Annotated in this window: 11 protein-coding genes; 3 read left to right on the top strand and 8 right to left on the bottom strand. The window is 61.1% G+C overall.

Annotated features, from left to right (window positions below; translation table 11 throughout):
• The coding region (locus J1G35_RS06495) for a hypothetical protein (protein WP_223014157.1) at nt 1-180 on the bottom strand (180 nt) is incomplete at its 3' end.
• A 37-nt stretch (nt 181-217) separates the two neighbouring features.
• Between J1G35_RS06495 and J1G35_RS06500 the strand changes: the two genes are divergently transcribed.
• The 3 genes from J1G35_RS06500 to J1G35_RS06510 are packed head-to-tail and all read left to right on the top strand — an operon-like array spanning nt 218 to nt 4,498.
• Nucleotides 218-1,342 (top strand): GNAT family N-acetyltransferase, encoded by a 1,125-nt coding sequence (locus J1G35_RS06500; RefSeq protein ID WP_223014159.1) that lies wholly within the window; start codon nt 218-220, stop codon nt 1,340-1,342.
• The gene (locus tag J1G35_RS06505) at nt 1,342-3,111 is read left to right on the top strand and encodes a HAMP domain-containing sensor histidine kinase (protein ID WP_053133494.1); all 1,770 of its coding nucleotides are present in this window, start codon (nt 1,342-1,344) and stop codon (nt 3,109-3,111) included. The genes J1G35_RS06500 and J1G35_RS06505 overlap by 1 nt, the downstream gene beginning before the upstream one ends.
• Nucleotides 3,101-4,498: a sigma-54 dependent transcriptional regulator gene (locus J1G35_RS06510; RefSeq protein ID WP_223014161.1), complete on the top strand. Its 1,398-nt coding sequence runs from the start codon at nt 3,101-3,103 to the stop codon at nt 4,496-4,498. Before J1G35_RS06505 ends, J1G35_RS06510 begins: the two co-directional genes overlap by 11 nt.
• A 30-nt stretch (nt 4,499-4,528) precedes the next feature.
• On the opposite strand, the gene J1G35_RS06515 is transcribed toward J1G35_RS06510, so the two are convergent.
• From J1G35_RS06515 to J1G35_RS06545, 7 genes are all read right to left on the bottom strand, one after another.
• Nucleotides 4,529-4,867, bottom strand: a complete 339-nt coding sequence (locus J1G35_RS06515) for a GlpM family protein (RefSeq protein ID WP_053133487.1) — start codon at nt 4,865-4,867, stop codon at nt 4,529-4,531.
• Nucleotides 4,867-6,204, bottom strand: a complete 1,338-nt coding sequence (locus J1G35_RS06520; protein ID WP_053133484.1) for a sigma-54 dependent transcriptional regulator — start codon at nt 6,202-6,204, stop codon at nt 4,867-4,869. Before J1G35_RS06520 ends, J1G35_RS06515 begins: the two co-directional genes overlap by 1 nt.
• Nucleotides 6,201-8,102: a sensor histidine kinase gene (locus J1G35_RS06525; RefSeq protein ID WP_223014163.1), complete on the bottom strand. Its 1,902-nt coding sequence runs from the start codon at nt 8,100-8,102 to the stop codon at nt 6,201-6,203. Before J1G35_RS06525 ends, J1G35_RS06520 begins: the two co-directional genes overlap by 4 nt.
• Before the next feature lie 158 nt (nt 8,103-8,260).
• Nucleotides 8,261-8,995 carry an amino acid ABC transporter ATP-binding protein gene (locus J1G35_RS06530; protein WP_003208734.1) on the bottom strand — a complete coding sequence of 245 codons (735 nt, stop codon included), beginning with the start codon at nt 8,993-8,995 and terminating at the stop codon, nt 8,261-8,263.
• Nucleotides 8,992-9,663: an ABC transporter permease subunit gene (locus J1G35_RS06535; protein ID WP_053133478.1), complete on the bottom strand. Its 672-nt coding sequence runs from the start codon at nt 9,661-9,663 to the stop codon at nt 8,992-8,994. The genes J1G35_RS06530 and J1G35_RS06535 overlap by 4 nt, the downstream gene beginning before the upstream one ends.
• Entirely contained in the window at nt 9,663-10,409 is a 747-nt protein-coding gene (locus tag J1G35_RS06540) for an amino acid ABC transporter permease (protein WP_053133475.1), read from the bottom strand. Before J1G35_RS06540 ends, J1G35_RS06535 begins: the two co-directional genes overlap by 1 nt.
• Before the next feature lie 194 nt (nt 10,410-10,603).
• Nucleotides 10,604-11,530 carry a glutamate/aspartate ABC transporter substrate-binding protein gene (locus J1G35_RS06545; protein WP_053133472.1) on the bottom strand — a complete coding sequence of 309 codons (927 nt, stop codon included), beginning with the start codon at nt 11,528-11,530 and terminating at the stop codon, nt 10,604-10,606.
• Between the last annotated feature and the right edge of the window lie 276 nt (nt 11,531-11,806).

Genomic DNA, 11,806 nt, shown 5'->3' on the forward strand with positions numbered 1-11,806 from the left:
CAATACCGCCGGGTGATCGAGTTGAGTGCCGACTTTGTCGAGCAGCACACGGGCTTCAACCCAATACAGGTCGATGTGGGAGCTGTCGAGCTTCAGCGAGGCTGCGATGCAGGCGCCTCGGTCTTTCAGGTACACCGAGGTGATGCCATCGCAGCCTCGCCGGGGCTCGACAGCTCCCACATTTGATCGGCGTTCACCACAGAAATAAGGGATACCTGTGATCACCACCCAAGCCTTCCCGACCATCCGGGCCCTCCAGCGTAGCGCCTGGAACGACTGCTTCCCCGGTGCGTTGGAGGACTGGGATTATTACGTCGCCGTGGAAAACGCCGCCATCGCGGACTTCCAATGGCGTTACCTGGCGGTTTACGACGATGGAACGCTAGTGGCCGTTGCCGCCGCGTTCATCACCCATTATCGGCTCGACACCACGGTGTCGGGCGCCGGCAAGCGTTTGGCCGAACGTATGGAGCGGCTGTGGCCGGGGATTTTGCAATTGGGGCTGTATGCCGTTGGCTCGCCGGTGGCCGAGCGTTGCGACGCCGGGGTTGCCAGTGGCGTGCCCGCGTCGCGTCGCCCGTTGCTGCTTAAACACCTGTTGGACGCCGCGCGCCAGGATGCCGATGACTTCGGTATCGGCCTGCTGGCGGTCAAGGATGCGCCTTCCCGGGACCCGCATTGGCTCGACAGTTGCCGAGCGGCGGGTTTTCAAAACATGCCGAGTTTGCCTACGGGGGTGTTGCCGCTGCCCTACGGCTCGTTGGATGCCTACCTCGGCTCGCTGGGTAAATCCACGCGCAAAGACTTGCGCCGCAAGCTGCGCGCACCGGGACCACGGGTGGAGTGGCGGCGTAATATCGACGACGTGCTGCCCGACGTCATGCGCTTGTACGAAGCCACGCTCAAGCGCGCCGAGTTGCAGTTCGAGCGCCTGCCTGCCGGCTATTTCACCGGCGTGCTGGAACGTCTTGGAGCGCGTGCCGTCTGTGTTCTTTACTGGGTAGACGAGCAGTTGGTGGCGTTCAACCTGATCCTGGTGGACGAGCACCGGCTGGTGGACAAGTTTTTCGGGCATGACGTCGAATTTACCCGCGATTACAACCTGTACTTCCGCAGTTGGCTGACCAATGTCGACTACTGTATTGCGCACAATATTGCGGTGTATGAGTGCGGCCAGGCCGGGTATGCCAGTAAGCTGCGCCTGGGTTGCGAGTTCCAGGGCAACAGTGTGTTTTTCCGCCACCGCAACCGGCTGGTCAACGGCCTGCTCAAGCTTGTAAAACTGTTTATTCGACCGGATCGTTCCGACCCTGCCATGGCTGCTGCGATAAGCGAAACCTGATGATCACCAAGACCCGCCAGAAAGCTCGCCCCTTTGCCATTTCGCGCTGGAGCGTCCAGCGCAAGCTGGTGCTGGCGTTCTGGCTGGTCAGCGTGATTCCCACCATGATCGCGGCGGAGCTGGCCGCGACCACGCTGTCGCAGATTTTCGACAGCAACGTGCGTATCTGGCTGCAGGAGTCGACCAAAATCGTCAAGGACGAGATCGGCGACATCCTTCACGACAACGCACGCATGGCCAAGCTGTTCCTGCGCTACACCAGCCCGCCCTCCAGCCGGCTGGCTGCCAAGCATGACCGGCTGACCGCGGACATCGCCGATGCCACCGACATCGACGTGGTGGCGCTGATCCGTACCAGCGATCAGAAGGTGGTGTTCAGCACCGCCTCGGATGACATCGTCAAACAGATCAGCCTGACCAGCAACGCGGTGCTGCAGACCGTGCAAGTGGCGGGGGTGAGTACCGGGATTGTGGTCTCGACCTTCGAAACCAGCCAGGACGGCGTCGACTATCGCTTGTTGGTGGCGACCTACCTGGACAGCAGCTTCCTCACCAGCGTGGCTGATGTGCACTCCCTCGACCTGCGCCTGTACCTGGCCAACCCCGAGGGGTTCTCGGAGATATTCTCGACCCAGCGCTTCGTGGATCACCCGTCGCGCATCCCGAAAAGTGTCGAGACCGCGATGCGCAGCACCAAGCAGCCCAGCGAGCAGTTCACCAACAGCTACAGTGGGTTGTACTGGCCGATCTTCAATGACGCCGGTGACCTGCAAGGCGTGATTTTCAGCGGCCTGCTGCGCCACACCAGCCTGGTGGGCCTGGTGAACCAGAGCAACCTGTTCGTGCTGATTTTCCTGCTCAGTTCGGCATTGTCCCTGGCGGCCGGTGTGCTGGTGTCGCGGCGCTTGACCAAGCCGTTGCGGGACTTGTCCGAAGGCGTGGGTGCGGTGATCTCAGGCAATTACGCGCACCGCGTGCTGGTCAGTGGTGGCGACGAACTGGCGCAATTGAGCAGCACTTTCAACCATATGACCGAGCGCCTCGGCGAGCTGCACCACCTCGAAGCCCAGCTGCGCCGGCGTGATCGTCTGCACGCCCTGGGTGAGGTCGCCATGGGCCTGGCCCACGAGATCCGTAACCCGTTGGGCATCATCAAGACGGCTACCCAGTTGTTGCACCGTCGTGCTGACCTGCCGGACGCCGACAAGCGTCACCTGGAATATGTGATCAGCGAAGTCAGCCGCATCAACGACTTGATCACCGAGTTCCTCGACTTTGCCAAACCCAACCCACCGTTGCGCGTGCTGCAGCCGGCGCGCCCATTGGTCGAGGAGATCCTGGGTTTCTGCGCGCCGGAACTGGCCAGCCATAACATCGATGCGCAGATCGATGACCAGGCGCCGGGGGCGACGATCTACGCCGATGCCAAGCAACTCAAGCAGGCCTGCCTCAATCTGATTCTCAACGCCATCGATGCCATGCCCGAAGGCGGGCGCCTGACCCTGGGCATTCGCAGCGTGGGCGACAACACTGTCATCACCATCGCCGACACCGGCCAGGGCATCGCGCCGGAGATGATCGAGCGTATCTTTACGCCCTTCGTCACCACCAAGGCCTCGGGCACGGGCCTGGGCCTGGCCAAAGTCTATTCGATCATGGAAAGTCACGACGGCAGCATCGAATGCGCCAGCGAAAACGATGCCGGCGCCACCTTCAGCCTGTACATTCCAGCGATAGGCGAAGACGACGAGGACAGTCATGACGCATAACATTCTGGTAGTCGACGACGAACCCAAGCTCTGCGACCTGTTGGCGTCGGCCCTGGGCCAGAACAACGTGCAGGTGTTCATTGCGGGCAACGGCCTGCATGCGCTCAAGGTTCTGGAGCAGGAAGACATCGACCTGGTGATCAGCGACTGGCGCATGCCGGGCATGGACGGGCCGGCCTTGTTGGCCGAGATCAAGCTGCGCTATCCCCAGGTGCCGGTGATCGTGATGACCGCCTACAGCACGGTGAAAAACGCCGTGCAGTCGATGCGCAACGGTGCCTACGACTACATCGCCAAGCCGTTCGATATCGACGAACTGGACATCACCGTCGCCAAGGCCCTGCAGTTTCGCGACATCATGCGCGACAACGCGCGCCTGCGCGCCGAGCTGGACGAGCAGACGCAGTTCGACAGCCTGGTCGGCGACAGCCCGGCGTTTCGCAAAGTGCTGCAGGCGGTGGATTCGGTGCGCGACAGCAGCACCACCATCCTGCTGACCGGCGAAAGCGGCACCGGCAAGGAAATGGTCGCCCGCGCCATCCACAAGCATGGCAGCCGTGCCGACAAACCGTTCGTGGCGGTCAACTGCGCAGCGATCCCGGAGGGGCTGCTGGAAAGCGAAATGTTCGGCCATCGCAAGGGCGCGTTTACCGGCGCCGTGTCTGATCGGATCGGGCGTTTCCAGCAGGCTGACAAGGGCACGCTGTTTCTTGATGAGGTGGGCGATATGCCCCTGGCGCTGCAAGCCAAGATCCTGCGCGCCTTGCAGGAACGGGTGATCGAGCCGGTGGGCGATCCCCGCGAGCGCAAGGTGGATGTGCGGGTGATTGCCGCTACCAACAAGAACCTGCTGGAAGCGGTGGCCAACAAAGAATTTCGCGAAGACCTGTATTACCGCCTCAACGTGTTCCCTATCCCGCTGCCGGCCCTGCGTGAACGTGTGGAAGACATCGCGCCCCTGGCGCGCCACTTTGCCCAGACCCTCAGCGCCACTGCCGGCAAGCGTATTACCGGCTTCAGCCCTGAAGCGTTGCAGGCCATGGCCGCGTATCACTGGCCGGGCAATATCCGTGAGCTGCAAAACTGTGTGGAGCGCGCGACCATCGTGGCGGCGTCACCCGTGATCGAGGATATCGACTTGCCGGGCTACCTGTTTGCGTCGAAGCCGAGCGAAGGCGGCGTGACCGCGATCCTCAGCGACGGGCCGGGCATTCCTCAGGATCTGGATGCGGCGCTGGCAGAGGTGGAGAAGGCTTATATCCTGGCGGCGTTGCAGGAGAGTAATGGCGTGCAGGCTGCGGCGGCGGCGAAGATCGGGATCTCTGAGCGCAGTTTCTGGTATCGACTGAAGAAGCTGGGCATCCAGGTCGACAAGATCGTCCGCTGACATGCCTCGATTAAAAATGTGGGAGGGGTGTCAGGCGTGGACGCGTACCCACACGCTCACCAACACCGTCGCGGCCATCAGCCACGCTACCGCTGCTACGGCTAAAGAGGCCTCCAGCCGCATCCGGTCCACCACCACATACAACGTCGCCAAGTACACAAAGTACGGAATGATCGACCACATCCCGAACAGGATCGTGGTCTTCAAATCGTCCAGCGAGCGGCCCTTGCCGACGATGTAATGGGCGATCAACGCAAAGGTCGGAAACAGCGGCACCAGCCCCGCGATGTAATAGTTCCTGGTCTTGGCCAACGCCGCCAGGATCAACACCACCGCCGCGCCAAGGGCGGCCTTCAAAAAAAGATCCATCAGTGGCTCAACCCGTACTTTTTGACTTTGTCGAACAGGGTGGTCTTGGCCATGCCCAGTTCCTGGCTGGCCTGGGTCAGGTTGCCACCGCTGCGTTGCAACGCGTCTGCCAGCAGGTTGCGTTCAAAGGCTTCGACCGCCTCGGTAAAGGCCAGGCCTTGGCCGCTGCTGCTGTTGCCACTTTTCTTGAAGGCGGGCAGGCCGAGGGCGAAGCGTTCGGCGACGTTGCGCAGTTCACGCACGTTACCGGGCCAGTCGTGGCTCATCAGGCTGGACACGGTCTGGTTGTCCAGTTCCGGCGCGGTGCGGTCAAAACGCAGGGATGACTGCTGCAGGAAATGTTCGAACAGTTGCAGGATGTCTTCGCGGCGTTCGCGCAGGGGCGGCAGTTCCAGGGTCACCACGTTGAGGCGGTAGTACAGGTCGCTGCGGAATTGGCTGGCGCGGCTGAGTTCGTCGAGGTCGGACTTGGTGGCGGCGATTACCCGGCAATCCACGGCCACGCTCTGGTTCGAACCCAGGCGTTCCAGGGTGCGTTCCTGCAACACCCGCAGCAATTTGATCTGCAGGTTGATCGGCATGCTTTCCACTTCATCGAGGAACAGCGTGCCTTCGTGGGCGTGCTCGATCTTGCCGATACGGCGTTTGCCGGCGCCGGTAAAGGCATTGGCTTCGTGGCCGAAAATCTCGCTTTCGAACAGGTTCTCCGGCAGGCCGCCGCAGTTGAGGGCGACGAACTGGTGGGAATGCCGGCGGCTGAAGTCATGCAGGCAACGCGCGACCAGTTCCTTGCCGGTACCGGTCTCGCCTTCGATCAGCACGTTGGCCGAGGTGTCGGCGACGTTGGCGATCAGTTCGCGCAAGTTCTGCATGGCCGGCGAGCGACCGATGATGCGGCCTTCCAACGAATCCCGCTCGGCCAACTGGCGGCGCAGTGACCAGACTTCCCGCGCCAGTCCGCGTTGTTCCAGGGCGCGCCGGGCGACGTCGACCAGGCGTTCGGGGGAGAAGGGTTTTTCCATGAAGTCGTAGGCGCCATTACGCATGGCGCCTACGGCCATGGAGATATCGCCGTGCCCGGTGATCAGCACCACCGGCAGGCTTTTATCCAGGGCCTTGAGTCGGGTGAGCAACTCCAGGCCGTCGATGCCCGGCAGGCGGATATCGCTGATCACGATGCCGGCAAAGTTCTCGCCGATGCATTTCAACGCTTCTTCGGCACTGCCCACGCCCACGCTGGGGATGTCTTCCAGCGCCAGGGCCTGCTGACAACCGAGCAGCACATGGGGGTCGTCTTCGACGATCAGGACGGTGAGGTCTTGGGGATCAATATTCATGTCGACTCAGCTGTTTGGGCGCCCACCAGCGGCAGGCTCAGGACAAAGGCAGTACCGCCGCCGACCGGGTGTTCCACGGCGAGGCTGCCGCCGGTGGCCGCCGCGAGGCTGGCGGAGAGGGTCAGGCCGAGGCCCAGGCCTTGCTCGCCGGGTTTGGTGGTGAAGAACGGTTCGAACAAATGCTTGCGGACCTCGGCGTCGATGCCATGGCCGTTGTCGCGCACGCGCAGGCGGTATTTGCCCTCGGCGATGCTGCCTTCCAGCCATAGCTCGGGAGCGGGTTGCGCCTGCATGGCGTCGAGGGCGTTGCCGATCAGGTTGACCAGGATTTGCTCCAGTCGGGTCTGGTCGATCTGCAATTGGGCCGGGGTGAAGTCGCGATGCAGGGTCAGCGGCAGGCTGTCCAGGCGTGCACCCAGGACCTGGAACGCGGCGTCTACCGCTTTGGGCAGGCTCGCTTCGCCCTGGTCATCACCGCGCCGCGCGAACGAGCGCAGGCTGGCGGTGATGCGGCCCATGCGGTCGATCAGTTCGTTGATGGTCTTGAGATTGGCGCTGGCGGTGTCCAGCGCGCCGCGTTCGAGGAAGCGCACGGTGTTGCCGGACAAGGTGCGCAGCGCCGCCAACGGCTGGTTCAGTTCATGGGCAATGCTGGTGGACATCTGGCCGATGGCTGCCAGTTTGCCGGCCTGTACCAGTTCGTCCTGGGCGCGGCGCAGGGTTTCCTCGGCCTGGCGCCGTTCGCGGATCTGGCCCTTGAGCCGTTCGTTGCTGGCGCGCAGGTCGGCGGTGCGTTCGGCAATCCGCCGTTCCAGTTGGCTGTTGGCTTCCTGCAAGGCTTCGCGCGCAGCGAGGCGGGTGGCGATGACTTTGCGGCGTTCGTTCCAGGCAATCAGCAGGAAGGCCACCAGGCCAAATGCGACAGCCACCAGGATGCCCTGGTTGATCGCTGCGCGGCGCAGGTCGTTGAGCGGGGTGAGCAGGGTGAAATTCCACGGCGTGTCGTTGAGTGGACGGGTTTGTGCCAGGTAGCTGACTTCGTGCTCGTCGTTGACCACTTCGCTGTTGGCCGGGAAGGTCAGCTTTTCGCTGCGGTCATTCAAGCGCTCGCGGGCCAGGGGTTCCAGCTCGTTCAGCGTGGCCCAGTAATATTGCAGGCTGTGGGCCAGGTGTTCCTTGATCTCATCGCTCAGCGGGCGCACGGCCTTGAGGCGACGGGCCGGGTCGCTGGAGAGGATGATGATGCCGTTCTCGTCGCTTACAAAGGCTTCGAGACGCGCGCGTTGCCAGCGTTCTTCCAAGGCTTCCAGGCGTACTTTGACCACCGCCACGCCGATGATCTTGCCGTGCTCTTCCAGGCCGTGGGCCAGGTAGTAACCGGGTTCGCCGTTGGTGCTGCCGATGCCGTAGAAGCGTCCGGGCTGACCGCGCACGGCATTCTGGAAATAGGCACGAAAGGACAGGTCTTCACCCTGGTAACTGTCGGCATCGCGCCAGTTACTGGTGGCCAGCACCCGGCCGGTGGTGTCCATCACGTAGATGGCCCGGCTGCGACTGCGTCGGTTCAGGCCTTCGAGGTAGTCGTTGACCGCTTTGCGGGTTTCCTGATTGGGCTCGGCCAGCAGCTTGGAGACGCTGGACTCCAGCTCCAGCAGGCTGGGCAGGTAGGTGTATTTGCTGAGTTCACTTTCAACGGTGCGGGCATGCAGCTCCAGCTGGCGCTCGCCGTTGTCGCTGAGGGTGCGGATGCCGTAGTACTCACTGATCCAGAAGCCGATATAACCCAGGCCGATCATCAGGGCGATGATCAACGGCGGCAGGAACAGTTGGCGAATCAGGCGAGGTTTCACGGCAAGTGATGGCGGTGCGGCGCGAAATTGGTTGGGGTCGCATTTCATCACAGATGCCTTGGGTCAGCTACCGCCCTCCGGCCAACTGTAGGAGCGAGCTTGCTCGCGAAAAACGTCAACGATGACGCGTGCATCCTGGATGTCCGCGGTGCTCTTGGGTTCTTCGCGAGCAAGCTCGCTCCTACAGGGTGGGAGTGAGGCTGTTTTTAGTGCTGCAGGATTTTCTCAAGGAAGTGCTGCGCGCGTTCGGAGCGGGCGCTGATGTCGCCGAAGAATTCTTCTTTCGGGCAGTCTTCGATGATCTTGCCGGCGTCCATGAAGATCACGCGGTCGGCCACTTTGCGGGCAAAGCCCATTTCGTGGGTCACGCACATCATGGTCATGCCTTCCTGGGCCAGTTGCACCATCACGTCCAGTACTTCGTTGACCATTTCCGGGTCGAGGGCCGAGGTCGGTTCGTCGAACAGCATGACGATCGGGTCCATGGCCAGGGCGCGGGCAATCGCCACACGTTGCTGCTGACCACCGGAGAGCTGGCCAGGGTGCTTGTGGGCGTGCGCCGACAGGCCTACGCGCTCAAGCAGTTGCAGGCCTTTCTTGGTGGCCTCTTCCTTGCTGCGGCCGAGCACCTTGATCTGCGCGATGGTCAGGTTTTCGGTGATGGTCAGGTGCGGGAACAGTTCGAAGTGCTGGAACACCATGCCCACGCGCGAACGCAGTTTCGGCAGGTTGGTCTTCGGGTCGGCGATGGAGGTGCCATCGACGACCACGTCGCCTTTCTGGAACGGTTCCAGCGCGTTGACGCACTTGATCAGGGTGGACTTGCCCGAGCCCGACGGCCCGCACACCACGATCACTTCGCCTTTTTTAACCTCGGTGCTGCAATCGGTCAGCACCTGGAAGTCGCCATACCACTTGTTGATGTTCTTGATAGAGATCATACGGCAAACCTTTTTTGCAGACGCTTGACCAGCAGCGAGGCGGAAAAGCTGATGATGAAGTAGACGACACCGGCGAAGATCAGGAACTCATTGGAGCGGCCAATGATGTCGCCGTTGGAGCGGGCGGAGTTGAGGAAGTCCACCAGGCCCACGGTGTAGACCAGCGAGGTGTCCTGGAACAGGATGATCGACTGTTGCAGCAGCAACGGGGTCATCTTGCGGAACGCCTGGGGCAGGATGATCAGGCGCATGGTCTGGCCGTAGGTCATGCCCATTGCTTGAGCGGCGGCCATCTGACCCTTGGGGATCGACTGCACGCCGGCCCGCACGATCTCACAGAAGTACGCGGCTTCGAACATCATGAAGGCCACGACGCACGAGGTGAACGCACCGATCGGCGTGTCTTCGCCGGTGATCCAGCGCAATACGAACGGTACCGCCAGGTAGAACCAGGTGATCACCAGCAGCAATGGGATCGAGCGGAAGTAGTTCACATAGGCGCCGGCCACGCGCGACAGCAGTTTGCTGGACGACAGGCGCATCAGTGCGAGGACGGTGCCCAGCGCGATACCGCCGATCACACCCATGACCATCAACTGCAAGGTCATGAGCATGCCGTTCCACAGGCCTGGGATCGCGGGGATGATGCCGCTGAAATCAAGTTCCATTATTTACCCCCCACGGAGATCAGGCCGGGCACGGCGACTTTCTTCTCGACCACGCGCATCAGCAGCATCAGGCTCATGTTCAGCGTGAAGTAGATCAGCGTTGCCAGGGTGAAGGCTTCAAACAGGTTGGCCGAGAACTCGGCGGTCTGCTTGGTTTGCGCCAGCAATTCCATCAGGCCGATCAAGGACGCCACGGAGGAGTTCTTGAAGACGTTGAGAAATTCCGAGGTAAGCGGCGGAATAATGATCCGGTAGGCCTGGGGCAGCAGCACGTTCCAGTAGATCTGCGGCAGCTTGAAGCCCATGGCCCGCGCGGCGGATTCCTGGCCGCGTGGCAGCGCCTGGATGCCGGTACGCACTTGCTCGCAGACACGGGCGGCGGTGAACAGGCCCAGACACACGACAACGCTCAGGTAGGCCGAGGTGGTCGGGTTCAGGTCTTGCTTGTACCAGTCCTGCAGGTTCTGCGGCAGCAGGTCGGGTATCAGGAAGTACCAGATGAACAGTTGCACGAGCAGCGGTACGTTACGAAACAGCTCCACATAGCAGGTCGCAATGCCCGCTACGAGGCGGTTTGGCACAGTGCGCATGACCCCCAGAATGGAGCCCAGCAACAAGGCGATAATCCATGCCACGACAGCGATGGCGATGGTCCAGCCCAGGCCGGCGATGTACCAGTCGAGATAAGTCTCGCTGCCCACGCCGGTGGACTTGAAGAACACGCCCCAGTCCCAGTTGTAATTCATTAGGGTCTCCCCTCGAAATCGATCGATGTACAAGCACCCGCTTGGGGAAGGTCCATTCCCGCCTGACGATGAACGCCAGGCACACACGATCGGCTCGAAAACCGCCAGGTCGAGTGTTCCAAGGTATAGCCAGCAGGTAGTAACAGACGCCTGGGGGAGAGTTGGCTCCCCCAGGAGATAAGGTTAGATCAGTGTCAGATTTTTACTTCAGGCGCTGGCTTATCGCTCGGAGTGGCGATCAGAGCCTTGACCTTTTCACTCATCGGGAAGTTCAGGTTCAGGCCTTTCGGTGGGATCGGGCTTTCGAACCACTTGCTGTAGATCTTGTTGATCTCGCCGGATTTGTACAGGCCGACGATAGCGTCATCTACAGCCTTCTTGAACGCTGGGTCGTCTTTACGAACCATGCACGCGTAGGCTTCGAAGGATTGCGGAGTACCGGTGATGACCCAGTCGTCCGGCTTCTTGGCCTTGGCTTCTTCACCGGCCAGCAGGGCGTCGTCCATCATGAAGGCGACGGCGCGGCCGCTTTCGAGCATCTGGAAGGATTCGCCGTGGTCTTTGGCGGAGATGACGTTCATGCCCATCTGCTTGTCGGCGTTCATCGCCTTGATGATGCGCTCGGACGTGGTGCCGGCGGTGGTCACGACGTTTTTGCCTTTGAGGTCGGCAAAGTCAGCGTAGGACGGCTTGCCTTCCTTGTCTTTCTTGACCAGCAGACGGGTGCCGATTTCGAAAATATTGACGGTGAAGTCGACCTGCTGGGCGCGTTCGGCGTTGTTGGTGGTGGAACCGCACTCAAGGTCCGCAGTGCCGTTCTGGATCAACGGGATACGAGTTTGCGAGGTAACCAGGTTGTACTTGGCCTTCAGGTCGGGCTTGTTCAGGTCTTTTTTCAGGGCTTCAACGATGGCCAGCTGAATGTCGTGGGAGTAGCCCACAGGTTTGCCCGAACCGTCCGCGATGTAGGAAAACGGAATGGAGCTGTCGCGGTGAGCGAGGGTGATGGTGCCGGAGTCGTTGATTTTCTTCAGTGTGCCGGTGAGTTCGGCGGCAAAAACTGGAGTGCTGATCAGAGCAGCAGCGATAGCTGCGCCCAGGATAGGGGGAACGATGCGCATCAATACTTCCTCGACATTTGTTTTTTTTATGAAGCCGGCTTACGGCTCTCTTGTACAGCGAATGCCCATGACGGCTCCTGAGGTGCCTCAGGCAATCGTCAAAGAGTGTAGAGCATGAGTCGTGCCAGACCCTGAGTAAAAGGTTAACTATATGATTTATATGAAAATTAACTTTGTGTTACAGCGCGTATTTGCCGGTTTGATCCGGCAAACCGAATAGGTTGGGGTATCACGTTCGGAAAACCGAATGCTGTAGGACGTACGTAGGAGCGAGCC

The organism is Pseudomonas sp. SH10-3B (assembly GCF_019891415.1).
Lineage (GTDB): Bacteria > Pseudomonadota > Gammaproteobacteria > Pseudomonadales > Pseudomonadaceae > Aquipseudomonas.

Coding starts and splice junctions, on each gene's coding strand:
- J1G35_RS06515 (WP_053133487.1), bottom strand. CDS start 4,867: ATGGATCTTTTTTTGAAGGCCGCCCTTGGCGCGGCGGTGGTGTTGATC.
- J1G35_RS06530 (WP_003208734.1), bottom strand. CDS start 8,995: ATGATCTCTATCAAGAACATCAACAAGTGGTATGGCGACTTCCAGGTG.
- J1G35_RS06545 (WP_053133472.1), bottom strand. CDS start 11,530: ATGCGCATCGTTCCCCCTATCCTGGGCGCAGCTATCGCTGCTGCTCTG.
- J1G35_RS06505 (WP_053133494.1), top strand. CDS start 1,342: ATGATCACCAAGACCCGCCAGAAAGCTCGCCCCTTTGCCATTTCGCGC.
- J1G35_RS06525 (WP_223014163.1), bottom strand. CDS start 8,102: ATGAAATGCGACCCCAACCAATTTCGCGCCGCACCGCCATCACTTGCC.
- J1G35_RS06540 (WP_053133475.1), bottom strand. CDS start 10,409: ATGAATTACAACTGGGACTGGGGCGTGTTCTTCAAGTCCACCGGCGTG.
- J1G35_RS06535 (WP_053133478.1), bottom strand. CDS start 9,663: ATGGAACTTGATTTCAGCGGCATCATCCCCGCGATCCCAGGCCTGTGG.
- J1G35_RS06510 (WP_223014161.1), top strand. CDS start 3,101: ATGACGCATAACATTCTGGTAGTCGACGACGAACCCAAGCTCTGCGAC.
- J1G35_RS06520 (WP_053133484.1), bottom strand. CDS start 6,204: ATGAATATTGATCCCCAAGACCTCACCGTCCTGATCGTCGAAGACGAC.